This is a genomic window from Novosphingobium sp. Sphag1I (assembly GCF_056279125.1).
The window spans coordinates 53,421-79,323 of the sequence record NZ_JBWBQS010000018.1; the positions used below are offsets into that span (position 1 = coordinate 53,421).

26 protein-coding genes and 1 tRNA gene are annotated in these 25,903 nt (G+C 59.7%); 23 read left to right on the forward strand and 4 right to left on the reverse strand.

From position 1 onward, the window contains the following. Nucleotides 1-4 precede the first annotated feature (4 nt). Nucleotides 5-1,318 carry a glycoside hydrolase family 130 protein gene (locus ACZ9HU_RS18370; protein ID WP_476107106.1) on the forward strand — a complete coding sequence of 438 codons (1,314 nt, stop codon included), beginning with the start codon at nucleotides 5-7 and terminating at the stop codon, nucleotides 1,316-1,318. 76 nt (nucleotides 1,319-1,394) lie between these two features. On the opposite strand, the gene ACZ9HU_RS18375 is transcribed toward ACZ9HU_RS18370, so the two are convergent. Then, on the reverse strand, nucleotides 1,395-2,321 hold the full coding sequence (locus ACZ9HU_RS18375) for a GlxA family transcriptional regulator (protein WP_476107108.1): 927 nt from the start codon (nucleotides 2,319-2,321) through the stop codon (nucleotides 1,395-1,397). Nucleotides 2,322-2,460: 139 nt separating this feature from the next. Between ACZ9HU_RS18375 and ACZ9HU_RS18380 the strand changes: the two genes are divergently transcribed. Genes ACZ9HU_RS18380 through ACZ9HU_RS18390 form a run of 3 tightly spaced genes read left to right on the forward strand, consistent with a single transcriptional unit; the run spans nucleotide 2,461 to nucleotide 4,015 of the window. Then, nucleotides 2,461-3,267 (forward strand): SDR family NAD(P)-dependent oxidoreductase, encoded by an 807-nt coding sequence (locus tag ACZ9HU_RS18380; protein WP_476107109.1) that lies wholly within the window; start codon nucleotides 2,461-2,463, stop codon nucleotides 3,265-3,267. Nucleotides 3,268-3,299: 32 nt separating this feature from the next. Further along, on the forward strand, nucleotides 3,300-3,446 hold the full coding sequence (locus tag ACZ9HU_RS18385) for a hypothetical protein (protein ID WP_476107111.1): 147 nt from the start codon (nucleotides 3,300-3,302) through the stop codon (nucleotides 3,444-3,446). Between the two features lie 41 nt (nucleotides 3,447-3,487). Continuing rightward, nucleotides 3,488-4,015, forward strand: a complete 528-nt coding sequence (locus tag ACZ9HU_RS18390) for a carboxymuconolactone decarboxylase family protein (protein ID WP_476107114.1) — start codon at nucleotides 3,488-3,490, stop codon at nucleotides 4,013-4,015. 188 nt (nucleotides 4,016-4,203) lie between these two features. Here ACZ9HU_RS18390 and ACZ9HU_RS18395 read toward each other — a convergent pair whose 3' ends face one another. Continuing rightward, entirely contained in the window at nucleotides 4,204-4,842 is a 639-nt protein-coding gene (locus tag ACZ9HU_RS18395) for an NAD(P)H-dependent oxidoreductase (protein WP_476107115.1), read from the reverse strand. A gap of 261 nt (nucleotides 4,843-5,103) precedes the next feature. After that, a tRNA-Ser gene (locus ACZ9HU_RS18400) sits at nucleotides 5,104-5,193 on the reverse strand. Nucleotides 5,194-5,444: 251 nt separating this feature from the next. On the opposite strand from ACZ9HU_RS18400, the gene ACZ9HU_RS18405 reads away from it, so the two are divergent. The 12 genes from ACZ9HU_RS18405 (at nucleotide 5,445) to ACZ9HU_RS18460 (ending at nucleotide 15,924) form a co-directional block, all read left to right on the forward strand. Further along, entirely contained in the window at nucleotides 5,445-6,503 is a 1,059-nt protein-coding gene (locus tag ACZ9HU_RS18405; RefSeq protein ID WP_476107116.1) for a lytic murein transglycosylase, read from the forward strand. Nucleotides 6,504-6,642: 139 nt separating this feature from the next. After that, entirely contained in the window at nucleotides 6,643-7,722 is a 1,080-nt protein-coding gene (locus tag ACZ9HU_RS18410) for a septal ring lytic transglycosylase RlpA family protein (protein WP_476107117.1), read from the forward strand. 83 nt (nucleotides 7,723-7,805) lie between these two features. Next, nucleotides 7,806-9,056, forward strand: a complete 1,251-nt coding sequence (locus tag ACZ9HU_RS18415; RefSeq protein WP_476107118.1) for a D-alanyl-D-alanine carboxypeptidase family protein — start codon at nucleotides 7,806-7,808, stop codon at nucleotides 9,054-9,056. A gap of 11 nt (nucleotides 9,057-9,067) precedes the next feature. After that, the gene (tmk, locus tag ACZ9HU_RS18420) at nucleotides 9,068-9,694 is read left to right on the forward strand and encodes a dTMP kinase (protein WP_476107162.1); all 627 of its coding nucleotides are present in this window, start codon (nucleotides 9,068-9,070) and stop codon (nucleotides 9,692-9,694) included. Further along, nucleotides 9,691-10,641 carry an AAA family ATPase gene (locus ACZ9HU_RS18425; RefSeq protein WP_476107120.1) on the forward strand — a complete coding sequence of 317 codons (951 nt, stop codon included), beginning with the start codon at nucleotides 9,691-9,693 and terminating at the stop codon, nucleotides 10,639-10,641. Before tmk ends, ACZ9HU_RS18425 begins: the two co-directional genes overlap by 4 nt. Nucleotides 10,642-10,729: 88 nt before the next feature. Next, on the forward strand, nucleotides 10,730-12,283 hold the full coding sequence (gene metG / locus ACZ9HU_RS18430) for a methionine--tRNA ligase (protein ID WP_476107122.1): 1,554 nt from the start codon (nucleotides 10,730-10,732) through the stop codon (nucleotides 12,281-12,283). Then, nucleotides 12,283-13,056, forward strand: coding sequence for a TatD family hydrolase (locus tag ACZ9HU_RS18435; protein WP_476107164.1), 774 nt, complete (start codon nucleotides 12,283-12,285; stop codon nucleotides 13,054-13,056). The genes metG and ACZ9HU_RS18435 overlap by 1 nt, the downstream gene beginning before the upstream one ends. After that, nucleotides 13,053-13,832, forward strand: coding sequence for an MBL fold metallo-hydrolase (locus tag ACZ9HU_RS18440; RefSeq protein WP_476107124.1), 780 nt, complete (start codon nucleotides 13,053-13,055; stop codon nucleotides 13,830-13,832). Before ACZ9HU_RS18435 ends, ACZ9HU_RS18440 begins: the two co-directional genes overlap by 4 nt. After that, a complete protein-coding gene (locus ACZ9HU_RS18445; protein ID WP_476107125.1) occupies nucleotides 13,829-14,014 on the forward strand; it encodes a hypothetical protein in 186 nt (61 codons plus the stop codon). Before ACZ9HU_RS18440 ends, ACZ9HU_RS18445 begins: the two co-directional genes overlap by 4 nt. A gap of 137 nt (nucleotides 14,015-14,151) precedes the next feature. Beyond that, entirely contained in the window at nucleotides 14,152-14,712 is a 561-nt protein-coding gene (locus ACZ9HU_RS18450; RefSeq protein ID WP_476107126.1) for a hypothetical protein, read from the forward strand. A gap of 26 nt (nucleotides 14,713-14,738) precedes the next feature. Further along, a complete protein-coding gene (locus ACZ9HU_RS18455; RefSeq protein WP_476107128.1) occupies nucleotides 14,739-15,431 on the forward strand; it encodes a pentapeptide repeat-containing protein in 693 nt (230 codons plus the stop codon). A gap of 4 nt (nucleotides 15,432-15,435) precedes the next feature. After that, nucleotides 15,436-15,924 (forward strand): SOS response-associated peptidase family protein, encoded by a 489-nt coding sequence (locus ACZ9HU_RS18460; RefSeq protein ID WP_476107130.1) that lies wholly within the window; start codon nucleotides 15,436-15,438, stop codon nucleotides 15,922-15,924. Between the two features lie 15 nt (nucleotides 15,925-15,939). On the opposite strand, the gene ACZ9HU_RS18465 is transcribed toward ACZ9HU_RS18460, so the two are convergent. Then, the gene (locus ACZ9HU_RS18465) at nucleotides 15,940-17,163 is read right to left on the reverse strand and encodes a nitrate/nitrite transporter (protein ID WP_476107131.1); all 1,224 of its coding nucleotides are present in this window, start codon (nucleotides 17,161-17,163) and stop codon (nucleotides 15,940-15,942) included. 92 nt (nucleotides 17,164-17,255) lie between these two features. Here ACZ9HU_RS18465 and ACZ9HU_RS18470 point away from each other — a divergent pair, with 92 nt between their 5' ends. From ACZ9HU_RS18470 to ACZ9HU_RS18500, 7 genes are all read left to right on the forward strand, one after another. Next, a complete protein-coding gene (locus ACZ9HU_RS18470; protein WP_476107133.1) occupies nucleotides 17,256-18,944 on the forward strand; it encodes a bifunctional protein-serine/threonine kinase/phosphatase in 1,689 nt (562 codons plus the stop codon). A gap of 211 nt (nucleotides 18,945-19,155) precedes the next feature. Continuing rightward, complete coding sequence (locus tag ACZ9HU_RS18475; protein WP_476107135.1) at nucleotides 19,156-19,737, forward strand: ANTAR domain-containing response regulator; 582 nt, start codon at nucleotides 19,156-19,158, stop codon at nucleotides 19,735-19,737. Further along, a complete protein-coding gene (locus tag ACZ9HU_RS18480) occupies nucleotides 19,734-20,951 on the forward strand; it encodes a CmpA/NrtA family ABC transporter substrate-binding protein (protein WP_476107137.1) in 1,218 nt (405 codons plus the stop codon). The genes ACZ9HU_RS18475 and ACZ9HU_RS18480 overlap by 4 nt, the downstream gene beginning before the upstream one ends. Before the next feature lie 328 nt (nucleotides 20,952-21,279). After that, nucleotides 21,280-22,563, forward strand: coding sequence for a CmpA/NrtA family ABC transporter substrate-binding protein (locus ACZ9HU_RS18485; protein ID WP_476107139.1), 1,284 nt, complete (start codon nucleotides 21,280-21,282; stop codon nucleotides 22,561-22,563). Nucleotides 22,564-22,575: 12 nt separating this feature from the next. After that, nucleotides 22,576-23,523, forward strand: a complete 948-nt coding sequence (ntrB, locus tag ACZ9HU_RS18490) for a nitrate ABC transporter permease (RefSeq protein WP_476107141.1) — start codon at nucleotides 22,576-22,578, stop codon at nucleotides 23,521-23,523. A gap of 11 nt (nucleotides 23,524-23,534) precedes the next feature. After that, nucleotides 23,535-24,335 carry an ABC transporter ATP-binding protein gene (locus ACZ9HU_RS18495; protein WP_476107143.1) on the forward strand — a complete coding sequence of 267 codons (801 nt, stop codon included), beginning with the start codon at nucleotides 23,535-23,537 and terminating at the stop codon, nucleotides 24,333-24,335. Between the two features lie 92 nt (nucleotides 24,336-24,427). Then, nucleotides 24,428-25,714 carry an alginate export family protein gene (locus ACZ9HU_RS18500; protein ID WP_476107145.1) on the forward strand — a complete coding sequence of 429 codons (1,287 nt, stop codon included), beginning with the start codon at nucleotides 24,428-24,430 and terminating at the stop codon, nucleotides 25,712-25,714. The last annotated feature ends 189 nt before the right edge of the window (nucleotides 25,715-25,903 follow it).

Here is a 25,903-nt window from a genome sequence, read left to right on the forward strand (position 1 = left end):
CACTATGCAAAATGCCCCGTTTTTCAACCGCCATGCCCTGCATTTGCGGCCCGATCCCTCACGCGTGGTGGTGCGCCCATTCCGCCTTGCCAGCGAGCCGCGCGAGTTTAACCCCACCGATAAAGCGCGAGTCAACCATGCCGTCGAAAGGGTGCTTTCCCTGACCGCCGAGGAGGCCGAAGCCGTTCTGGTGGCGGCCCTTGCCAATTTCGACGACCACGCCTTCATGCTGCGCCTGTTCGAACGACGCGCCGAAGATATGGAGCATGTCTTTGCCGCCCACGCCTCTTTTTCGTTGGTCCAGCGCCAGCTGATCGGGGCATATTTCCTGCATGAATACAGTTTCGAGGCCGCCGCGCTCTTTAACCCCAGCATTGTGCCTCATCCCGACCAAAGCGGCGTGCAAAGCGGAGCCATGCGCTTTATCCTCTCGCTGCGGGCGGTGGGCGAGGGGCATGTCTCGTCATTGACCTTCCGATGCGGTACGATCAACGCCGATGGGATGCTGGCCATCGAACCGCCTCTGCGCTTTGCCAGCCTGCCCAAAGTGACGGCGCGTGTGGGCGACCGGATCGAACTGAGCTTTGCCCCGGACAGCGACTTGACCGAAAGGGTGATCTTTCCCATCACCGAGGCACAAATCCATGGCATCGAGGACGCCCGCTTTGTTGCCTTTGAGGAAGACGGGGCCACAACCTATTACGCCACCTACACCGCCTATAGCGGGCGCGAGATTCGATCAGAACTGCTCGAAACCCGCGATTTTCTCTCCTTCCGGCTTGTCGCGCTGCGCGGCCCTGCGGCCAACAACAAGGGTATGGCGCTGTTCCCGCGCAAGATCGGCGGGCGTTACGCGATGATCGCGCGCCATGACAATGAAAGCCTGCATCTGATCTATTCCGACAATTTGCTGGAATGGGAATTGGGTACGCCGATCATGCGCCCTCAATTCCCGTGGGAATTCATTCAGATCGGCAATTGCGGTTCCCCCATCGAACTGGATGAGGGCTGGTTGCTTTTCACTCATGGTGTCGGGCCGGTGCGCCATTACTCGATCGGCGCGGTGCTGCTGGACAAGGATGACCCCAGCCGCGTGATAGGTCGCTCTCGCGTCCCGCTGGTGCAACCTGAAAGGTCCGCTCGCGAAGGCTATGTGCCGAATGTTGTCTATTCCTGCGGTGCGATGAAGTTCGGTGACCGGATCGTGTTGCCCTATGCGGTTTCCGACACGTTCTCCACCGTGGCGACGGTGGAGATAGCCGCCCTGGTCGAACTGTTGAGGCAAGGCGTAATGCCGATGGCAAAGAAAACCGGGTGAACCGGACACACATCAAGGACTGGGAACGGCACGTCGTTGCTTTACCCCGCGGTTGGCGGGGCGCCGTGAAAAAGTCTCAAGCCGCCCTTGCCAGTCGACGCAGCGTTTGTGGTGGCTGACCATATTGGCGCATAAAAGCCTCGCGCATACGGCGCAGGTCGATAAAGCCGGCCTCGCGCGCGATCTGATCCATCGGGTGGCGGGTTTCCTCAATCATCAATCTGGCCGCCTCAAGCCGCATTTGCTCCACCGCTTTTGCCGGGGTCTGGCCGGTTTCCGCGCGAAAGGCGCGGGCGAACTGGCGCGGCGAGAGCGCCGCCACTTCGGCCAGTTCCTCCACGGTCAGCGGATTGGCAAGATGAGCCTTGGCAAAGATCAGCACTTTTTGAATGCGGTCACTGCTGGGCGCCAGTTCGAGTAGTTCGGAATGCTGCGATTGCCCACCGGCCCGCCGATGATGCATGACCAGACGGCGGGCGACGGCGCTGGCCAGATCGCGTCCCAGGTCCTTCTCGATCAGCGCCACGGCCAGATCCAGCCCAGCCGTCAGCCCCGCCGAGGTCCAGACAGGCCCCTCGTTGATGAAGATGCGATCATCCTCCACTTTCACATCGGGAAAGCGCTCGCGCATCTTCCGCGCATAGGACCAATGCGTCGTGGCGCGCCGCCCGTCGAGCAAGCCCATCTGTCCCAGCAGAAAGGCGCCGGTGCAAAGGCCCGCTACCCGCCGCGATTGCTTTGCCATGGCGCGCAGCCGTTCCAGCACTTCATCTTCTTGTTGTGGCGGCGGAACAAGGCCTGCCAGCAACAACAATGTGTCGATCTGCCCGACCTCGGCCAGCGGCGTGGTTGGCACGGCAAAGCCGCTGGACGAGGTGACCGGCCCTCCTTCTACCGACGCAATCGAGAGTGTGTAATAGTCTTCGTCTTTCAAGACATTGGCAAGTTCGAATGCCGCCTGCACCCCCAACGCGAGGAACTGGAACCCGGGGGTCAATACCATGGAAATATGGGGCATAGGGTCTTTCCAAGAGGAATGTCTGAAAAACGTAATTTCTACGTCATATCAGACAAGCGCGATCACGTCCATAAGGGCTGTGTCGAGAGCGAAGGCGCTCTTACCAAACCGAAGGATCTGACCCATGACCACCACATCCGCTCACAAGGGCACCGCCCTCATCACCGGCGCCTCCACCGGCATTGGCGCCATCTACGCCGACCGCCTTGCCGCCCGTGGCTACAATCTCATCCTCGTCGCCCGCAACAAGGACAAGCTGCAAACGCTGGCCGCACAGATTTCAGACAAGACCGGCCGCGCGGTCGAGGTGCTCGCCGCCGATCTGGGCGACAAGGCCGATCTGGCCCGCGTGGAAAAAGTTCTGCGCGAGGATGCCAGCATCACCGCGCTGGTCAACAACGCCGGCATCGGCACGCACAGCCCGTTGCTGGAAAGCGACGTCGAGAAGATGGACGCCATGGTCCAGCTCAATGTGACGGCGCTGATGCGCCTGACCTATGCCGCCGTGCCGGGCCTGGTGGCGCGCGGTGGTGGCACTGTGATCAATATTGCCTCCATCGTGGCGGTGGCGCCAGAACTGCTCAACGGCGTCTATGGCGGCACCAAGGCTTTTGTTCAGGCTTTCACCACCTCGCTGAACCACGAACTGGCCGAAAAGGGTATCCGTGCTCAGGCTGTGCTGCCCGGCGCCACCCGCACCGATTTCTGGGCGCTGGGCGGGTTGCCGGTCGAGCATCTGCCTGCCGAGATCGTGATGGATGCGGCCGATATGGTCGATGCCGCTCTGGCCGGTTTGGATCAGGGCGAGATCAGCACCATCCCGGCACTGCGCGACGCCGAACTCTGGCACGCTTTTGAAGCGGCCCGCCACGCGCTCGGCCCTCAGCTTTCCGCCACGACCGCTGCACCACGCTTTCACGTGGCGGCCTGATCTTTCCTTCCAAAGAACAAAGGACAAATCCCGTGAAACTCACCGGCAACACCATCTTCATCACTGGCGGGACCAGCGGCATCGGTCGGGGCCTTTGGGATGAAGTGACCGCCGCCAATCCGGGCATGGAGGCGGTCCCGCCCGACGTCACCAGCCTTGCAAGCCCCACCGGCGCCTGAACGCGCTGCGCAAACCGCACACCATTTGAAAGGAACATTCCATGCCCCGCATCCTCACCCCTGACCCCGATGCCGCCCCCGAAGGATCGCAAACCGTCTTGCAGGCGATAACGGCCAAGCTTGGTCAAGTGCCCAACTTCTTCCGGGTCTTGTCAAACAGCCCCGCGGTACTGGGCGCCCATGCTGCGCTCAGCCAGCATCTGGGTAAGTCGCTTGACCTCAAAACCCGCGAGCGGATCGCGTTGGCCGTGGCGGCGGTCAACGGCTGCGAATATTGCAACGCCGCGCACAGCTTCACCGGCCACACCTTTGCCAAGCTGAACCATGAAGAGATCGCTTTGGCCCGTCAGGGCAAGGCGACAGAGGCCAAGGATGCCGCCGCTGTCGGCTTTGCCCGCCGTGTGGCCGAGGCGCGGGGCAAAGTGTCACAAGAAGATCTGGACGCGGTGCGCACCGCTGGCTTTACCGATGCGCAGATCGTGGAAATTGTGGCCACGGTGGCGGAAAACTTCTTCACCAACCTGATCAACAATGTGGCCGGGACGGAGGTTGACTTCCCGGCGATCTGACAGAATTGCAATGATTGCCTCAGATGATCAGGGCACTGGGCCGATAAAGTCGAGTGCCCTGCGACGGTTTGAACGCAGCAGCGTTGATGTATAAACGACATTTCCAAGGGCGCGACAATCACGCCTGCATTGTCCAAGATGGCAATGGCGGCAATGCAATTAAGGTGTGCCGCCATTGCCGACCATGACTATTGAACTTCGGTCACAAATGCGTCGCGATCGCGGCGCACCTTCTTGAGGTTGACCAGCCAGTCGCCTTCAGCCTGACGATAGCCCAGCGGAAGCAGGATCACGCTGCGCAGATGGCGCGCTTTGAGGCCAAGGATCTCGTCGACCGCCTCTGGGTCAAAACCTTCCATCGGTGTGGCGTCAACTTCCTCGAAAGCGGCCGCCACCAGCGCGGACCCCAGGCCGATATAGGCCTGGCGTGCGGCTGCCTGATAATTGGCCTCGGTGCCCCTTGCGCCGACGATGCCCAACAGTTGCTGCCGGTAATTTTCCCAGCCTTCGTTGACAAAGCCGCGCACTTCATTGGTCAGATCGAACATCATGTTGACCCGCTCGGGCGTGATGTCGTCCCACGCGGCAAATACCAGCAGATGTGAACAATCGGTAATCTGCGCCTGGTTCCACGACACGGCGCGGATCTTTTCGCGAATCTCCGGGTTCGTCACCAGCAGCAGTTCAAAAGGCTGGAGGCCGCTGGACGTAGCGGTCAGACGAACGGCCTCGATGATCCGCTCAATGCTGTCGGTCGGGACGGTTTTGGTGGGGTCGTATTTTTTGGTAGCGTAGCGCCAGGACAGCTTCTCGATCAGGGTACTCATGTCAAATTCCTTGGGGGCTGTTCGGATCGCGCAAAATATGCGCGGTTCCGCAACGTATTTACGGCAGGTTCCGCAAACAAGGCTTGAAGGAAAAAATCGGCAAAGCTTGTGCCGAAGCGATTTTGCCGGAAGGCACAATCCTGGGGTTTGGGATGAACGCAGGCGGCAGTTGATCGACCCTATAGCTTGCTAACGCTAAGGTTCAATCTGCCATCCCTTCAAACGAAGAAGGCCACCGTCATGGTGGCCCACTTGGACGGTTGGCGGAAGAGGTGGGATTCGAACCCACGGATAGGTTTCCCCATCGCTGGTTTTCAAGACCAGTTCCTTAAACCACTCGGACACTCTTCCATACCGATTCAGAGGTTTGCCGCTTACGACTGGCTTGCAGGCCATGTTATCGCCTAAGCCGACCTATCGCTAACCCTCTGTAACCATTCTCCATTCATTCAACCGTTGTGACAGGCTCTGACAGCCTTCAAAGGCCGCTGCCTCAAACCACTTGGCCGCCCGTCCTTGTTTGCGGCGCATAGCCATGTTTGTGGGCCAAACGCAAGGGGCGGCGGGTTTTTTTGCGCGGCGCGCTGTGCCATACAGCGGGAATGACGATCCGCCTGAACCGCCACCGGTGCATGACCGCCCTGTTTTCTCTCGCTTTGGGGCTGAGCGCTGCGGTTTTGCCCATTTCCCGGCTGGAGGCGCAACAAGAGGCTGATTCGGCAGGGTTCGATGCCTATCTGCAACTGCTGGCCGCCCGCGCACGGGGGGAAGGGGTCAGCGAAGCCACGATCCAGAGCATGACTACGGGGCTGACCTATAACCCCCGCGTTATCCAGCTTGACCGCAGCCAACCCGGCGCCAGCACGACCACGACGCCGCCCGCATTCACCCCCTATCGCATCAAACATGTCGACGCCTCTCGCATCGCGCGGGGGCGGTCGGTCTATGCCAGCGTTGCTGGCGATGCAGGGCGGATTGAGGCGCGCTATGGTGTGCCGTTGCCGGTATTGCTGGCCATTTGGGGGGCGGAAACGGATTATGGCGCGGCCAAGGGCGGGTTTGATCTGGCCGGTTCTTTGGCGACCTTGGCCTATGAAGGGCGTAGGCGGGAATTGTTTGCCGCCGAATTCATCGCCTTGCTCAAAATGGTGGATCGCGGCGTCCCGCGTGAGAAATTGAAAGGCAGTTGGGCAGGGGCCTTCGGCAACCCGCAATTCCTGCCCTCGGTCTATCTGCGCATGGCACAGGACGGTGACGGCGATGGCTTTGCCGATATCTGGTCCAGCCGGGTTGATACGCTATCTTCCATCGGCGCCTATTTCCGTGACGCGGGTTGGAAGCCGGGCGTACCGTGGGGCGTGGCCGCCACGGTGGCGGACGGATTTAACCGCGACGGTGTGACCTCACGACTCGATTCGCCAGTTTGTCCACGCGTTCACGCCCGGATGAGCCAATGGAAAACCGTGGCCGAATGGCGCGCATTAGGGGTTAATGCGCAGGAGAATATCAGGGATTCTGAGCTTACTACGCTGTTTGAGCCCGATGGACCCGGAAAATCGGCATTTCTCTTAACCGGTAATTATCGGGTTATCCTCGATTATAACTGCTCGAACTATTATGCGTTGAGTGTGGGATTGCTGGCCAATGAGATTGCCCGTTGAACGTCGTGTAGCGCAGCTCTGTCTGGCGCTGGCTGTATCCGGAGCCGCATTAGGGGCTGGATCGCCCGCGATGGCTGGTTTGAAAATTCCATTTATATCCGGTGGCGGAAAATTGCCTCCGGCGCCTGCGGTGCCTGATATGCCGCGCGCAACCACGGGGCCGGCGGCCGATTATCCGGTGGTACTGGGCGAACCCTATAAGGTTGGCGACACGGTCTTCAGCCCGGCGAATGCCATGAATTACGATGCGGTGGGTTATGCCTCGGTTGGTGGGCCTACGGTGGGCGTTTCGGCCGCGCATCACACTTTGCCGATGCCGTCTTATGTCGAGGTGACTTCGCTGACCTCCGGGCGCACCATTTTGGTCCGGGTGGAGCGGCGCGGTCCGATGGACAGCACCCATGCCATTGAACTTTCCCCCGCCGCCATTGCCCAATTGGGTTTGAGCAGCGATGGGCGTGCGCCGGTCCGCGTGCGCCGGGTCAACCCGCTGGAAACCGAGCGCGCCCTGTTGCGATCGGGCATGAATGCGCCCGAACGGATGGTAACGCCCAAACCCTTGCTGGCTGTGCTTCAGCGTCGTTTGGCAACCGACCCCAATGCCAATCATGCTGGCGCCTCTTTGGCCAGCAGCGTTTTGGTCGGTGCGGCGCGCGACGATGATGATGACGCGCCGGTGGCGGCAAAGCCGGTGCCCAAGGTCGCCGTCGCCCCTGTCGCCAAACCTGCACCAAAGGTCGCCGCGATTGCGCCCATGCCGGTTGCGCCAACCGCGCGCCCGGTGGGCATGCCCCCGGTCAGCGGGGCCAGCTATGCCGCGCCCTATGCGCCTCCTCGCTTTACGGCGGTGGCCCCGGTTCGCACGCCAACCGAATTGGCCATGGCGGCTCCGGCTCCGGCTCCCAAACCTGTGGCTAAAATTGCTGTGGCAAAACCTTTGCCCATGACGAAACCCAAACCCGCCCCCATCGCTCTGGAAGCCCGCGTCAGCGCGCCAGCGGCGGCAATTTCGGGCGGATTTGTCGTGCAATATGGCGCCTTTGCCGAAAAGGCTCGCGCACAAACTCTGGCCCATGCCGCAGGGGCGCAAGTGGTGGGCGGAGGCGCTCTCTGGCGCGTACGCTCAACCGCTTATGCATCGCGCCCGGCCGCCGAAGCCGCTCTGGCTAAAGCCAAGGCGGCTGGTTATACCCAAGCGCGAATCCAGCGCGGGGATTAAGGTCGTTTCCCGCGTTTGGTGGCCCGGATCGTAAAAGCATACGGGCCAGACAAATTGCGGGAATGAGTTTGAAAATTTCGCCAATGAAGAAGCTGCTGTTTGCTGGCGCCACGGTATCGGTCGCAGGTCTGGTGGCGCTGGCCGCACATGGAGGGGTGAATTCGGGTCAGGTGGTGGTTCCGCTGGCCCCGCCTCTGCCTGCTCCGACGTCCAGCACGGCCAATGTGGCGTTGCCCGTGCGCGCCGATGATCCGTTGCCCCCGGCCGAGGTAGGCGTTGCGCCGGTTGCGTTGCTCTATGATTTGGGGTCGGGGCGCACGCTTTATTCGCGCAATGCCGATACGCCGTTCCTGCCCGCGTCGGTCACGAAAACGATGACTGCCTATGTCGCCTTTGAGATGTTGGCCAAGGGCGAATTGCGCGAAGATCAGACCATGACCGTCAGCCGCGAGGCATGGAAGGAATGGCACTCCAAAGGCAGCCGGATGTTCCTGTCCGAGGGCAGCAAGCCCACCGTGCGCGATCTGTTGATGGGCATAATGAATGTGTCGGCCAATGATGGCGCGATCGTTCTGGCCGAAGGCGCGGCGGGCAGCGTCGCCGGTTGGGTCGAGAAAATGAACGCCACCGCCCGCCAGCTTGGCATGACGCACAGCCATTTCGGCACGCCCAACGGCTGGATGGACAATGGCAACACCTATGTTTCGGCCAATGATCTGGTGAAACTGGCCAGTGCGATGCTGACCCGGCATCCCGATTTTTACCATCGATACGTTGGTCAACCGGGCATGACGTGGAATGGCATCGCCCAGCCCAACCATGACCCGACGCTGGGCGTGGTGCCGGGGGCCGATGGGATCAAGACCGGTTATACCGGCGAAGCGCATTACAACTTTCTGGGCTCGGCCCAGCGCAATGGGCGCCGCTTGCTGATGGTTCTGGCCGGGGTGCCGACGCCCAAGGAACGGACCAGCGCGGCCAGAGCCTTGCTTGAATGGGGCTTTGCCGCGTGGGAGGATAAGCCTTTGGTGAATGCCGGAACCACTTTGGCGCAGGCGCGGGTTCAGGGCGGGAAAGTGGGCGAGGTCGATCTGGTCGCGCCGCGCGACTTTTTCGCCACGATGCCGACTGGGGCCAGCGCGCCCGCCAATTTACGCGTTGTCTATAACGGCCCCTTGGTCGCCCCGATTGAAAAGGGTACGCCTGTGGCCGAACTCGAAGTAAGGCTGGGCGGGGCGGCGCCGGTGCGTTTGCCATTGACGGCGGGACATTCGGTCGAAAAAGGCGGGGTCATGGATCGGGTGAAATTAGGGCTGTCGAGGTTGATTTCCTGATGGGGCAACAGATTGGGACCGGACGCTTTATCGCGTTCGAGGGGGGCGAAGGGGTTGGCAAGTCAACCCAGAGCAAGATGTTGGCCGAAGCCTTGCGCGGGGCCGGGCATGAGGTTGTTCTGACACGCGAACCGGGGGGCACGGTGGGGGCCGAAGCGATCCGTTCGTTACTGTTGGGCACCGATGGCGAAGGTTGGGGCGCGCGGGCGGAGGCTTTGCTCTTTGCCGCGGCGCGGGCCGATCATGTCGAACGTCTGATCCGTCCGGCCTTGTCGCGCGGGGCGTGGGTTATCTGTGACCGCTTTATCGATTCCAGCCGCGCCTATCAGGGTGGCGGCAGCGGATTGTCGGACGAGGACGTTCTGACCCTGCACCGGATCGGCAGCGAAGGGCTTTTGCCCGATGTTACATTCCTGTTCGAAGTGCCGGTCGAGGTTTCGGCCAAGCGACTGGCGCGCCGCGACGTGGATGGATCCGACCGGATCGGCGGGCGCGAAGCGGAATATCATGCTCGTGTCAGTGAAGCCTTTGAACGTTTCGCCGAAGCCGAGCCGGAAAGATTTGTTCATATTGATGGCGCACAGGACGTTTATGTGGTGCATGATGCCGTGATGTCGGCACTCTCTCCGCTTCTATGACGCAATTGCTGGGCCATGAGGCGCCGTGGCGAGAATGGCATGCCGCGCTGGGCAGTGCGCGTATGCACCATGCGTGGATATTGGCCGGGCCGCAGGGTGTGGGCAAGGGGAGCTTTGCCCGGATCGCGGCGGCGGAACTGGTGGCCGAACCCGGCGTGGCCCAGCCTCCGGTCGAAGCGCATCCTGACATCCTGATCCCGGATTATCCCCCGGCGACCAAGGAGGATGAAAAGAAACGCGATGCGGGCGAACCGTATAATCGCAAGCGGTCCATCCCGATCGACGAAATACGCCGGATGCAACATCGGTTGACGACGCGCCCCACGTTGGGAAACCGCCGCGTGGTTATTCTGGATACGGCGGACGATCTGGAAAAGAACGCGGTCAATGCGCTGTTGAAATCGCTGGAGGAGCCGCCGGCGGGGACCTATTTCCTGCTGGTCGCGCATCGCATCGGTCGGCTTTTGCCCACCATCCGTTCGCGGTGCCGGATCTTGCGCTTTGCTCCATTGGCGGCGGGACAGGTCGATCTGGTTTTAAGCCGCGCCGCCCCGCACACCGATCCGGCCACGCGCGCGGCCGCCATTGCAGCGGCGCAAGGGTCCCCCGGTGTGGCGCTGGAATTTGTCGAAGAAGATTTGGCGCCCGTTCACGCGCTGATGCAAAGGTTGGCGCGGGAAGGGGACCCCGACATGGCGCTGCGCGGCGCGCTGGCGACAGTGATGGGCGCGCGGCCCAGCAAGGCGCGGGTTCAGGCGGCGTTTGAATTGGCGCGGGCGGTGTTGGCCGACGGGTTGCGTCATGCCAATCCGGCACAGCAATCACGCATGATCGAGGCCCACGCCGCCTTGGTTCGATTGGGGGCCGAAGCGCCGATCTTCAACTATGAACCGCCCATGCTGGCGATGGAGATGGGGGCCTTGCTGGCATCGGCATCAGGCCGATAATCGGCCACGGGCAAAAAAGCGGTTTGCACCGGGCCATAGCTTGCCTAGAGAGACGGCAATTGTCTTCTTTTGCAGGTATCAAAGGCTCATGGCCGACCCATTCTATATCACCACCGCGATCGCCTATCCCAATGGCAAACCGCATATCGGCCATGCCTATGAGGCGATTGCCGCCGACGTCATCGCCCGTTTTCAGCGCGCATCGGGCCGGGATGTCCGGTTCCAGACCGGCACGGACGAACACGGTTTGAAGATGGCGCAAAAGGCGCGTGAGCTGGGGACGACGCCGCGCGAATTGTGCGATGAAATGAGTGCGCATTTCAAGGCGATGTGCGACACTCTTAACATCAGCTATGACAAGTTTCAGCGCACCACCGATGAAGCGCATTACCGCGCCAGTCAGGCCATCTGGCAAGCGATGGCCGATAAGGGCGATCTCTATCTGGATCGCTATGAAGGCTGGTATTCGGTTCGCGACGAAGCGTTCTATGACGAAAGCGAGTTGGTGGCCGGGGACGATGGCGCCAAGCTTTCGCCGCAGGGAACGCCGGTGGAATGGACAGTAGAGGAAAGCTGGTTCTTCCGCCTGTCGGCCTATGGTGACAAGCTTTTGGCGCTCTATCGCGACAACCCTGAATTTATTCAGCCCGAAAGCCGCCGCAACGAAGTGATCCGCTTTGTCGAAGGCGGCCTGCGCGATCTTTCGATCAGCCGTACATCGTTTGACTGGGGCGTGCCGGTGCCGGGTTCGCCGGGGCATGTGATGTATGTGTGGGTCGATGCGTTGACCAACTATATCACAGGCCTGGGCTATCCGGACAAAACGCCGGAGATGGAAAAGTGGTGGCCTGCTGATATTCACTTGATCGGCAAGGATATTGTGCGTTTCCACACGGTCTATTGGCCCGCGTTTTTGATGAGCGCGGATCTGGCCCTGCCGCGTCAGGTGTTTGGGCATGGATTCCTGCTGCACCGTGGCGAGAAGATGTCCAAGTCGCTGGGCAATGTGGTCGATCCGATCGAACTGGCGGAACGTTTCGGCGTGGACTCGCTGCGTTATTTCCTGTTGCGCGAAGTCAGCTTTGGCAATGACGGGTCGTATAGTGCCGAAGCAATTGTGACGCGGTGCAACGCGGAATTGGCCAACAGTTTCGGCAATCTGGCCCAACGTACTTTGTCCATGATCTTCAAGAATATGGGCGGTGTATTGAAGGTTGATTGCGCGGTTTCTGAAGCCGATGAAGCGCTGACCTCTGCGGTCGCCGCAGGCATCGATGAAATGCGCAAAGCCTTTGCCGAATATGATTTCAGCGCCGGTCTTGATGGCTGGATGCGCGCGGTTTTCGCATGCAACGCCTATGTTGATGATCAGGCCCCATGGACCTTGCGCAAGACCGATCCGGCGCGGATGGAGGCGGTATTGATGACGCTGCTTCGCTGTGTTCGTGATTTGGCTTTGGCCGTGCGTCCGGTGGTGCCCAGTGCTATCGACAAATTGCTCGATCAGATGGGTGTCGCCGCCGATGCGCGCGATTACGCGGCGCTCGCCAATCGCGAATGGCTTGCCGCTCTGGCCGGGGATTTCACCCTGTCGCAGCCGGTTGGCGTGTTCCCTCGTCTCGAACTGCCTGCGGACGAATGATGCTCATCGATTCTCATTGTCACCTTAATTACAAGGGTTTGGTTGAGGAACAGGAAGCTGTTCTTGAACGTGCCCGCGCGGCCGGGATCGGGGGCTTCCTCAATATCTCGACCCGGCAGAGCGAGTGGGAGGCGGTGATCGCCACGGCGCAGCGCCATGCCGATGTCTGGGCGACGGTGGGAATCCATCCGCATGAGGCCGACGAACATGCCGATCTGGGCGAGGGGGCGTTGTTGGAAGCGACGCGTCATCCCAAGGTGATTGGCATTGGGGAAACCGGGCTCGATTATTACTACGATCATTCGGATCGTGAGGTGCAGCAGGCCTTGTTCCGCACCCATATTCGTGTGTCGCGTGAGACGGGCCTGCCTTTGGTCATTCATACCCGCGATGCCGAGAATGATACGACGCGGATTATCGAGGAAGAGATGGGAGAGGGGGCCTTTCCGGCGCTGATCCATTGCTTCACCGCATCGGCCGGTTTTGGGGCGCGGATGGTGGAATTGGGTCTGACGATTTCGTTGTCGGGCATCGTCACGTTCAAAAGCGCGCGTGATTTGCAGGGCTTTGCATCAGAAATTCCGGCAGACCGTCTGTTGGTCGAAACGGATTCACCGTTCCTTGCGCCGGTTCCTCATCGAGGCAAGACTTGTGAGCCGGCCTATACCGCCGATACCGCCAAATTCGTCGCCAATCTGCGCGGGGTCAGTGTCGAAGAACTGGCCGAGCAGACTTCGGCGAATTTCCGCAAGCTGTTCGGGAAAGCGGCATGAAGGCGATCATCCTGGGCAGCGGAACCTCGACCGGTGTTCCGCGCATCGGCGGTGAATTTGGTCTGGACTGGGGCGATTGTGATCCGGAAGAACCGCGCAATCGACGTACGCGGGCCTCGATCATTATTGAAAATGATGCTGGAACGCGGCTGTTGGTCGATACGTCCACCGATTTGCGACAACAGTTTATTTCGAATAATATCCATAAGATAGACGCGGTATTTTGGACGCATGATCATGCCGATCATGCCCATGGTATCGATGATTTGCGCCCTTTGCGCTATGGCCGCAGCGGGCCGATCCCCGGCTATGGCGTGGATGAAACGGTGCGCCGTTTGCGTCAGCGGTTCGGCTATGTGTTCGCCGGCCAGTTTGGCTATCATACAATCGTGCAACTTGAGACACTTTCTCAACTTCGCATGTGTGCCGGTATTGGTATCGGTTGGACGGTCATGCCGCACGGTCCAGCAAAGAGCACCGGCTTTCGTTTTGATTGTGATGGTCAGACAATTAGTTACGCCACAGACTTCAGCGAGATTACCGATGAGATGGTTTCGCTGTTCTATGGCTCAGATGTTTTGATCACCGATTGTTTGCGCCGAGAAGCGCATCCAACGCATGCCAATCTGGCCATGTCAATAGAATTGGCTGCAAGGACCAAGGCAAAGAAGGTCGTCTTGATCCATCTCGACAAAAGTATGGATTACGCGACGTTAAGTCGGGAAATTCCGTCGAATGTTGACGTTGGCTTTGACGGAATGGTGATTTCAGCATGAGCGGCACCGCGATCAGCATGGACCAGATTGTCGCGCTGATCGCGGTGGCTTTGATGTTGCTGTTGGCGTGGCGCAATATTTCCAGTTTTCAATTGGGTGCGGGACGCAAGCTGGGCATGGCGATGATTTGGATCGCTGTCTTTGGACTTCTGGCTGTTATCGCTGGTCAATTTGGCATGTGAGAAATCACATGAGGTTGCTATCTCGTTTTACATAATCGAGATTATCCGCTAAACTTTGAACGCCGTTTCTCGACAATATTTGCCTCACCAACCCAACGGCACTAGCCCCCGTTTCTCAGACGGATTATGGCGCCCGCATGTCCATAAACCAAGATATCCTGCAGTTGAGCAAGCGCATCGCCGTCAGTCATGACTGGGCGGCGGCCAAGGCGTTCAAAGCCTATGTCATGCATGGTGATGAGCGCGCCATCATTTCGCGCGCAGCGGTTGAGATCCTCGCCCTGCTACCTTCTTCGAGTGGCATCGGGAGTGCGTTGTTGAGCGCATCTTTGGCGGTCAGCCTTGGACGCAAGATGTCGGCGCCGATCCATGTGGTTACAGGCTCGCTGAACATCGAAAATCAGCCCGTGTTGAACAACCACTCATGGTTGATGGTTGGCCCATATATCGTTGATATCGGCCTGTTCCGTTTGGCCTATTCCTCAAACGCGCCCGCAGCGCTGGTCAAACATATTGATCTGGTGTTCGGTCCGAACAAGGCGCTCTATGCCGATCACATGTCGATGAGCAAGCGCGTAGGCCTTCGTTACCGGGCCGAAACCGTGTTGAACGAAGATGAGATCAACGCACTGATGGGCGAAGCCTTCCGTCTCATTAAAGCGGCCAGAGCGGCTTCGGATAAGCCTTCAGCCGATTGATAATTGGGTTTTGACAGGCGGAAACAATGAGCAGCAATAAATTGATTAAAATAGATAATGCGGCATTGTCACGCGATGATGTCTCTGCGCTTGCCCGCGGCAATCCCGATGGTGTCCACCTGATCGAATGTGATTTGGATGAAGCCGAACTGGCCGATCTCGATCTGGCCGGTTGGCGGTTTGAACGTTGCACCATGCGCCGGGTTGACCTGACCAAGGCGCGGTTGGAGCGCAGCCACTGGCAATCCTGCCGCGCGCCTTTCGCCAGCCTCTTTTCCGCCGACCTCACGGATACGGTGTTTCAATCGTGCGATCTTAACAATGCCAATCTTCGCCATGCCGCCATGACCGGTATGCGCTTTGTCGGCGGCAAACTGATGGGCGCGGATCTGGGCGACGCGCGCATCATGGACACGCATTTTGAGGAAAGCCTGCTTGCCGGCGCCAAACTATCCGGCCTTAGCTTTCGAAAGCAACATCTTCGCCGTGTTGACTTTTCTCAGGCCGACTTACGCAAGGCAGATTTCCGCGAAGTGAATTTTGAGGAATGCAGCCTGCGCGATGCGAACCTAGGTGGCGCTCGTTTTGACAAGGCGGATTTGCGCGGGGCGGATCTGGGCGGTTTGCGGCTGGACGATGCCTCGCTTTATCGCGGAGCGACCATTTCCCGTGCCCAGGCCGCCCAACTTCTGGCCGAACTGGGTCTCAAGCTAGGCTAACTCCTTGCCATCGGCTTATCGCCTTGACGCGCATGCGGCGCAAATTGGGCATGCGCTGCGGGCCGATCCTGCCGGAGACGTCTGGGCGGGCGGTCTCGTTTCGCCGGGCGGCTATGCGCCCGTTGTCATCCGCGACAAAGAGCGAGGGCGGATCATCATCCCTCGGCTCTGGGGCGTCCCCCCTCCTCCGCGCGGCGAACATATTGTCACCCACGTCCGCAATCTGGACAGCCCGTTCTGGATCGGCACCCTTCGCCACACGCAATTCCGCTGCCTTGTCCCAATGACCTCCTTTCATGCCAAGGGCGGCTGGATGGAGGATCGCACCCGCCCCGTCCTTGCCGCGGCCGGGATATGGCGCGACAGCGAAATCCCCAGCTTTGCCATCATGACCCGCGACGCGATGCCTGTGATATTGCGGCCCGATGATTTTGGAACATGGCTTCATGCGGACATAAAAATGGCGCGCCGTCTGATCGAAGGGGCGCCATAATCCGGACCAGTAAAGTCAGATGCGAACGCCGCTGATCGCCGCGCCCCAAGTCGTGCGCCAGCGCTTCTTGACGCCGGTCAGACCCGCCAGAGCCACAACGGCCAGTGCCGCAAAGATCAGGAAGCCTGCGCTCATCGAACCGGTCCACTGCTTGGCAAGGCCGAGCGAGGAAGCGAGATAGAAGCCGCCCACCCCGCCGCCAAAGCCGACAAGGCCGGTCATCACGCCGATTTCATGACGAAAACGCTGCGGAACCAGCTGGAACACTGCGCCATTGCCGACGCCCAGCGTCGCCATGGTCAGGAAGAACAGCGGGAACATGACCGCAAAGCTGATCGGAGCCTGCGATATGACCACCAGCAGAACGGCGGCCAGAGCATAGACCCCAGAGAGCGTCTTGATACCGCCGATACGGTCCGCCAACGCGCCGCCCAAGGGTCGGACCAGCGAACCGGCAAACACGCAAGCCGCCGTGGCATAACCCGCCTGAACCGGGGTAAAGGCCAGTTCGGCAGTGTACCAGCTGGGCAGCGAGCCCGACAGGCCGACAAACCCGCCAAAGGTCACGCCATAGAACAGGATAAACCACCAGGCGTCACCATCGCCCAGCATCTTGAAATAGCCCTTTACATACTCGCCGGTGGACTTGGCGGGGGGCTGATGCGGGCTGTCCTTGACCAACGCGAGATAGGCCACAAACACAACCGCGACCGGAATTACAGCCAGACCAAGGACGTTTTCCCAACCATAAACCTTGGCCAGCAGCGGGGCGAAGATCGCGGCCAGAACGGTGCCCGAATTGCCCATACCGGCAATGCCCATCGCCTTGCCCTGATGCTGGGGCGGATACCAGCGGCTTGCCAGCGGCAAGGCCACCGCAAAACTGGCCCCGGCAAAGCCAAGGATGATACCAACCGCAATCAGGCCGTTCATCGAGTTGACGCCAAAATACCAGGCGCCGAGAAGACCGGCGATCACGATAATCTGGCCGATGGTGCCGGTCACCTTTTGACCGATGCGATCCACCAGAAAGCCGTTGACCAGACGCAGAACCGCCCCCGCCAGTGTGGGAACCGCCACCACAAAACCTTTTTGCGCAGGCGTTAGGGCCAAGGCCTTGGAAAAGATCGGCGCCAACGGGCCGAGCAGGTTCCAGACCATAAAGGCGATGTCGAAATACAAAAAGGCCATAATCAGCGTAGGCCGATGGCCGGATTGCCAGAAGGTTTTATCAGTCATCGGAAAGTCTCCGCTGCGAATTGGTTTAAAGGCTTGACGTGCGCCGCTTCCGGCCTGCCAATCGCGTGTGTACGTGAGAGGGACGGCCGAATATGCGCGATGAAGGCAGGTTGTGGGTAAGCGCGGGCGTGGTTAGCGAACGCGGGCCGCGCACCGAAAATCAGGATTTTGCCGGTGTTTACCTTGGCACGGAAATTGAACGTGCCGGGCGCGGCATGGTTGCTGCGTTGGCCGATGGGGTCAGCGGCGGCAAGGGTGGACGCATTGCCGCCGAACTGGCGGTGGCCAGTCTGCTGGACGGCTATTTCGCGCAAAGCGACACGATTGGCGTCGCGGCCGCGGTGAACCGGGTGATGGCGCCCTACAACCGCTGGCTGTCGGCCATGGGGCGCAGCGAAACCATGGCGCATTGTGCGACAACGTTCACCACTTTGGTTCTTCGTGGACGACGCGCCCATGTTTGCCATGTTGGCGACAGTCGCGCGTGGTTGTTGCGCGACGGACATCTCAGCCAAATCACCAAGGACCACACGCACAGCCATCCTGACCGGCGCCATATCCTGCTGCGCGCACTGGGTCTGGAGGAGGACTTGCGGCTTGACCATCACGAGATCCCGCTGGCCGAACATGACCGTCTTCTGCTGACCAGTGATGGTGTTCATGGCGTTCTTTCGAACCGAAAAATCGAGAAAATTCTGAGCCAAAGGCAATCCGCGGAAGCTGATGCACAGGCCTTGGTCGCCGCCGCGCTGGATGCGGGTGGACAGGACAATGCCACCGCGCTGGTGCTGGATGTGGTCAGCCTGCCCGCGGTCGGCCATGATGCCATTGCCGGTGATCTGGCGCGTCTTGCGATCCTTCCCCCGCCCGAAGTGGGAGAAAGCATCGACGGATTCCGCCTTGAAGATTTGCTGTCCGATGGGCGATATACCCGTTTGTTTCGCGCCGTTGACACGACCGACAGTGCCGATGTGGTTGTCAAATTCCCCAAACCCACCTTGCTGTCCGAAAGTGGTGCGCGTTCCGCCTTTACCCGCGAATTGCTGATCGGCAGCCGTGTGAACAGCCCCTTTGTCGGCGGTTCCATTCCCATCGCGCTGGAACGCCAGACGCGGCTCTATGGTGTGCAACCGTTCTACGACGGGCAAACGTTGGAACAGCGGATGAAGTCGCCCATTGCTTTGGCCGAGGCCTTGAACATCGCAGTGAACCTGACGCGCGCAGTGGCGGCCCTGCACCGTCAGGGCATTATTCATCGCGATATCAAACCGGAGAACGTCATCCTGCCCCGTGATGGCGGATTGAAGCTGGTCGATCTGGGCGTCGCGCGCCTGCCCCGCATCGAGGATTTTACCGGAGACGAAATTCCCGGCACACCCTCTTATCTGGCCCCGGAAATGTTTACTGGTGAAGCCGGTAGCGAGCAGAGCGATCAATTCGCGTTGGGCATTACACTGTGGCGCCTGTTCGCCCGCATCTGGCCCTATGGTGAGGCCGAAGCCTTCAGCCGCCCGCGTTTTCGTGAGGCCGCTGCGCCCAGTCGCACGCGGCCCGAATTGCCCGGTTGGCTCGACGCCGTTCTGCTGCGCGCCGTTGCCATTCAGCCGCAGGACCGGTTCGGTGACGTGGTCGAATTGCTGCGCGCGCTGGAAGGCGGGGCGGCGGTTGAACGCACGCCGCTGCGCGCACCGGCCCTGATCGAGCGGCACCCGATTGCCTTTTGGAAAGGCGTCAGCGCGATTTTGTTCATCGCTCTGATTGCAACATTGATCTGGAAATAGGGCACGATTCGACATGAGGCGGCACCTTGCTGAAAAGGAGCGGCACCTTTGCCGGCTATGTTTGCTAAAAATGGGTTTTTGCAAATGCTGACCGCGCCCTTGCGGCAGCTGCGAAATAAAAATGCCGGATTCGCCCCGCTGATGCAAGAGCAAATTGGAATTCACGTAATCCCCCTTGCCTTGCGTCCCATCCATCGCCATCGAGAATGTCATGCGAATAGCCATCATCGATGAAAGCGCCGTCCGGGCCAGCGTCATGCAGGAAGGCCTGACGCAATTGGGCGAATGCGAGATCTTCGTGATCACCGAGCGGCACGGGTTGATGCGCCGCGTGTCCGAGATTGATCCTGATATCGTCCTGATGGATTTGGGAAATCCCAGCCGCGACGTGCTGGAGGAATATTTCGCCGTCAGCCGCGCTCTGGCCCGTCCGATCGCGATGTTTGTCGATGATTCCGACGAAGAGTCCATCGGCGCCAGCATCGATGCCGGGGTGTCGGCCTATGTCGTGGACGGCTTTGCGCCGCACCGTATTCGCTCCATCCTCGACCTTGCCATTCGGCGCTTCCACGCCTTCTCGCGCCTGCAAACAGAGTTGAGCGCGGCGCAAAGCAAGCTGGCCGAACGCGAATCCGTCGATAAGGCCAAGCGCATCCTGATGCAGACAAGGCGATTGAGCGAGCCGGACGCCTATGCCGAATTGCGCAAGACCGCGATGAACCAGGGCAAGCGTATCGCCGAAATCGCAGACGCGGTCGTAACCGCGCATAAGTTGATGGGAGGGGCAGCATGACAACCAAATTCTCGATCGGTTTCCTGCCGTTGGTTGATGCTGCTTTGCCCATTCTGGCGCATGTCCATGGGTTTGCGGCCGATGAAGGGCTCGAACTTGAACTGGTCAAGGATGTCAGCTGGGCCACGGTTCTGGACCGCCTGCTCTATGGTCATACCGATGCGGCGCATATGGTGGCGCCTTTGGCCATTGCCACGACATTGGGGCGCGGGCGCCCTGCCCAGCCTTTGGCTGCGCCATTCGTGCTGGGGCTGAATGGCAACGCCATCACACTCAAATCCGATCTGGCCGAAAGGGTCGCGCCGCACGGCGCATTGGGCGATCCGGCCGAAGTTGGCGCGGCGCTGCGCAAGATTGCGTTGGAGCGCAAGGCGGCAGGCGATCCGCTGTGTTTTGGCGTCGTGCATCGTTATTCCAGCCACAATTACATGCTTCGTTACTGGCTGGCCGGATGCGGCATTCAACCGGACGAGGATGTCACGATCACCACCGTCCCTCCGCCATTTTGCGCCGATGCGCTGGAGGCGGGCGAGGTTGACGGCATTTGCGTGGGTGAACCGTGGAACAGCGTGGCGGTCGAACGCGGCGCGGGGACCATCGTTCTGGCCACGGCGCAAGTGTGGCGTCGCGGGGTGGAAAAGGTCCTGGCCATGCGCGAGTCGGTGGCCGATTCGCGCCGGGATGAGGTCGAGGCGTTGATTCGCGCCCTTCATCGTGCGGCGCGGCAATTTGTTGATCCCGAAGCGCTTTTAACCAATGCGGCCATTTTGGCCCGGCCGGAATATCTCGATTCCGATATCAGCCTGATCCAGCGCGCGCTGGGCGATCGGTTGCTGCTGCACAAGGGCGGATCACTGATCCACTATCCCGATTTCATGTTCCAATACCGAGAGGCGGCGAATTTTCCGTGGGTTAGCCAGGCCCAATGGCTGTATTCGCAAATGTTGCGGTGGGATCACGCGCCTTATAGCGCCGAAGATGAAGCCAAAGTTCAGCGCGTTTTTCGTCCGGATATTTACAGAAGTGCTTTAACCGGAACGGATGCCCCCCTTCCCGGCGCTTCGTCGAAAGTAGAAGGAAGTTTGCACAAACCCATGGTGGTCGGCACACAGCAAGGCCTTATTACATTGGAAAAGAATGCCTTTTTCGACGGTCGGATATTCGATCCTGCCGATCTGGAAGCCTATTTGGCGCAGGATTTGTACGCCAAATAGCGTAAGCAATGGATTGCTCCGGAATAACGGCTTGCTGAATTTTTAAATCTCACGGACAAGTTGGGAGCGTTTCGAGAGGCTGGTTCCAAGGACGGGGTCAGTTGTTGAGGCGAAACGCCAGCAAAGTTTAGTGGCAACGGTGCCGCCCGATCTGTTTCCAGTGTGGAGATGGATCGTGGCGGCTTTTTGCGTTTTGGCCTGAATACTACGCGAAAGACGCAATAAGCCGCGTTTTTCGTGACGGAAAACTGCGTCCAATCGCCCTTCTCCACCGATACTTGGCTGGCACTCGGTAATTCATGTTCCAACATAGAGGGGTTTTGGGGCAATGGCTAACACGGATGATCGCACCAATCTGAGCCGCCGCCGCCTGTTGAAGTCAGGTGCCGGCCTTGCCGCCGCTGCTGCTGGCGAAACACTTTTCTCGGCCAAGGCTTTGGCCGCCGGCGGACCACCCGAAGTCAAGGGCGCCAAGCTGGGCTTTATCGCTCTGACCGACGCCGCGCCGCTGATCGTGGCCAAGGAACTGGGTCTGTTTGCTAAATATGGCATGCCCGACGTGACGCTGGCCAAGCAGGCAAGCTGGGGCGCGACGCGTGACAATCTGGTGCTGGGCGGCGGGGGCGGCGGCATTGATGGCGCCCATTTGCTGACGCCCATGGCCTATTTCCTGACGCTGGGGGTTCAGGCAAAGGCGACGCCGATCAGCATTCTGGCCCGCCTCAACGTCAATGGTCAGGGTATTAGCGTCGACAAGGCCTATATGGCCGCCAAGGCTGACATCAACGCCGCCAAGATGAAGGGCGTCATCGCCCAGAAAAAGGCCAGCGGCAAGAAGATCACCATGGCCATGACCTTTCCCGGCGGCACCCACGATCTGTGGATCCGCTATTGGCTGGCTGCCGGCGGCATCGATCCGGACAAGGATATCGACCTGATCACCGTTCCGCCGCCGCAGATGGTGGCCAACATGAAGGCCGACACAATGGACGCCTTCTGTGTGGGCGAACCGTGGAATGCACAGCTCGTTGATCAGAAGCTGGGCTATACCGCCGTTTCGACCGGCCAGATGTGGATGAACCACCCGGAAAAGAGCTTCTCGATGCGTTCGGATTGGGTTGCGGCGCATCCCAACGCCGCCATCGCCATCACCGCCGCCATCATCGAGGCGCAGAAGTGGGCCGACAATCCCGCCAACATCAGCCGCCTGGCCATGATGATCTCGGGCCGCGACTATCTGAAGGTTCCCGTCGGCGATATCGCCAGCCGCCTTCAGGGCAATTTCGATTTCGGCGACGGTCGTCAGCAGGGCAACGCGCCCTACAAGATGAAGTTCTTTGCCGGTCACGCCTCCTTCCCCTTCAAGAGCCACGACATGTGGTTCCTGACCGAGGAACAGCGCTGGGGCAAGCTGCCGATGAACCTGAACAAGGGCGCCGCCATTGCCAAGGTCAACCGCGCCGACATCTGGCGCGCGGCCGCCGCCAAGGTGGGCGGGGTTCCGGTTCCGCCTTCTGACAGCCGCGGCGTTGAAAAGTTCTTCGACGGCAAAACCTTCGACCCCGGTCATCCCGAGGCTTATCTCAAGAGCCTCGCCATCAAGCGCGTGTAAGGGAGAATATCCATGGCCAGCAAAGCAGAAACCGCCGCCATGGATGCCCCCTCGCCTGTCAAGTCGACGGGCGAGGCGGTCATCCTGACCTATCCCAAAACCGCTATTGCCCGCAGGTTCTTTCCGCCCATGTCAAAGCCCACGAACCCGGTTCTGGTAAAACTCCAGAAATTCGTTTCGGCGGTGCTGCCGACGGCCTTCATGCTCGCTTTCCTGCTGGGCTTTTGGTCGCTGGCCTGTGGTCCGGAATCGGCCCTGCCCAGCCCGTCAAAAGTTTGGGAAGAATCGCATGAAGTCATCATGCATCCGTTCAAGGGCGTCGAATTCAACGGCATCATCCCCGACATTCAGGATGGCGGCGATGTCGGTATTGGCGCGCATATCATGAAGTCGCTGGCCCGCGTGCTGAAAGGCTATACGCTGGCTGCGGTTGTGGGCATTGCTTTGGGCATGTTGGTGGGCACCAACAAATATGCCTTCCGCGCTCTGGACCCGCTGTTTCAGGTGCTGCGTACGGTGCCGCCTCTGGCATGGCTGCCAATCAGCCTTGCGATTTTCCAGCAGGCACAGCCCAGCGCGATCTTCCTGATCTTCATCACCGCCATCTGGCCGATCATTATGAACACGGCCGTTGGCGTCCAGAATATTCCCCAGCAGTATCGCAACGTGGCCAAGGTTCTGGCGCTCAACCCGATGGAATATTTCGTTCGCATCGTGTTGCCCGCCTGTGTGCCGCACATGTTCACGGGTCTTCGCATCGGCGTCGGCATGAGCTGGCTGGCCATCGTAGCCGCCGAAATGGTTCAGGGCGGCACCGGCATCGGCTTCTTCATCTGGGACAGCTACAATTCCTCGCTCCTGTCGGACACGATTGTTGCTCTGGTCTGGATCGGCATGGTTGGCTTTGCGCTTGACCGTATCGTTGGTGGCATCGGCCGCCTGATCGCCCGCAACGGATAAGGATCAATTCGATGAAACAACGTTCCTATCTCGCGCTTGAAGGCGTGACTGTCGAATTCCCCACCAAGAATGGTCTCTTTTGCGCTCTCGACCGCATCGACCTGAACATTGAAAAGGGTCAGTTTGTTGCCCTGATCGGCCATTCGGGTTGCGGCAAATCCACTTTGCTCAATGCCGTTGCGGGCCTCAACAAACCCACTCGCGGTGTGATCTTCCTTGATGGCGATGTCATCGATCGCCCCGGCCCGGATCGCGCCGTGGTGTTTCAGGACCACTCGCTGCTGCCCTGGCTGACGGTTGAGGAAAACGTGGCTCTGGCCGTGTCCAAAACCGCCAATGGCAAGACCAAAGCCGAGCAGAAGGATTGGGTCCTGCACAACCTCGATCTGGTCCAGATGGGTCATGCGGCCAAAAAGCGCCCCAGCGAAATCAGCGGCGGCATGAAGCAGCGCGTCGGCATTGCCCGCGCCATCGCCATGCAGCCCCGCGTTCTGTTGATGGACGAACCATTTGGCGCTCTGGATGCCCTTACTCGCGCCGCTTTGCAGGATGTGGTGATGGAGCTTCAGGCCCGGCTGAACAACACGGTTCTGATGATCACGCATGATGTGGACGAGGCCGTGCTGCTGTCCGACCGCGTGGTGATGATGACCAATGGTCCGGCGGCCCGCATCGGTCAGGATCTCTCGGTTGACCTGCCCCGCCCGCGCGACCGCCTGTCGGTCATCGACCTGCCCAATTACGCCCACGCCCGCAGCGAAATCATCCACTTCCTGCACGAGCGTTACCGCAACCCTGCGCAAGCCGCCTGATACAACAACAGCAAGAAGAATGATAACCCGCCAAGGCGGGATCGGGAGAGGATTGCCTGTTTAAAGGCAGCTTTTCATTGAGGGGACGAGCCATGATCCGTTATTTGCTGACCGCTGCACCGGTCGCGTTGATTGCCACCCATGCCTATGCCGCCGCGCCCGCGCCGAAATTTGGCGATCCGGTTCCGTTTGCCGAAGGCATGACGTTTGATCCGATCGTTGACGCGCGCCTACGCTGGGAAGACGTGGACGCCACCTCCAAGAAGGCCGATGCCGTAACGCTGCGTGTTCGCGGTGGCGCCGAAATCAAGCACAAGGCGTCTGGCCTGTCGGTTCTGGTCGAAGGCACCGGTACGGTTGCTCTGGACAATGACTTTAACGCCTTTCCTTTCGCCAACCCGGCCAGCAATCAGTATCGCACCGCCTATGCCGTGATCCCGGATGGTCAGAATGCCGCGTTCAACCGCGTCCAGATCGCGTATCAGAACAAGGTGTTCGGCCTGACCATCGGTCGTCAACGGATCAATCTGGACGATCAGCGTTTCATTGGCTCGGTCGCATGGCGCCAGAATGAGCAGACCTTTGACGCCATTCGCGCCACGATCAATTCCGGCCCGATCTCGCTGGACGGTACCTATGCCAAAAGCCAACGGACCATCTTTGGCAATGATGCCGGTGTGCGTCACGCCTATGACGGCAAGTTTGTGTTTTTGAACGGCGGGCTCAAGAACAAATATGGCTCGATCAAGGGCTTTGCCTATATTCTGGACTATGACAAAACGGCCTTCTCGAACGCTGTTGCGCGCAGCACGCTGGACAGTTCGGAAACCTATGGCGTTCGTGCCAGCACCGCGCCGGTCAAGCTGGACAAGAAGATCAACTTTGTCCTGACCGCCAGCTATGCCAACCAGCAGAATTACGGCAACAACGCCAAGCGCTATAATACCGACTATTACTTTGCCGAAGGTGCGCTCAACGTGATGAACACCACCTTCACTGGTGGTTATGAAGAACTGGGCGCGGATCGCGGTGCAACGGGCGGCACATGGTCGTTCCAGACCCCGATGGCTACGCTGCACAAGTTCAACGGCACGGCGGATCTTTTCCTGACCACGCCTGCCAATGGTCTGTCGGACCTTTATGTCGGCGTTGGCGGCAAGTTCCCCAAGGTCAAGGCCCTGCCCGGTCTGAACTATGGCGTCACCTATCATTGGTTCAACAGCGCGGTGAACAACATGAAGTATGGCAATGAGTTCGACGCTCAAGTCGGCTTCAAGATCCGCAAGGTGACCTGGCTGGTCAAATATGCCGATTACAACGCCCGCGGCTTTGGTCTGGATACCAAGAAGTTCTGGCTTCAGGCCGAATATTCGTTCTAAATCATAAATTTGCACTATATCGCTTCGCGGGCGCACAAAATCTCTTGCAGATGCGCAGCGAAGCGATATGATCGGTGTGTAAATGCATTAGATTCTTTGCCCAGCGTCGGGCAAAATTTTCAGAATCCACCGCATATCATCCAAACAATCGTGGCAACGAAGCCGCTTCGAAAAGGTCAAACTGACCTG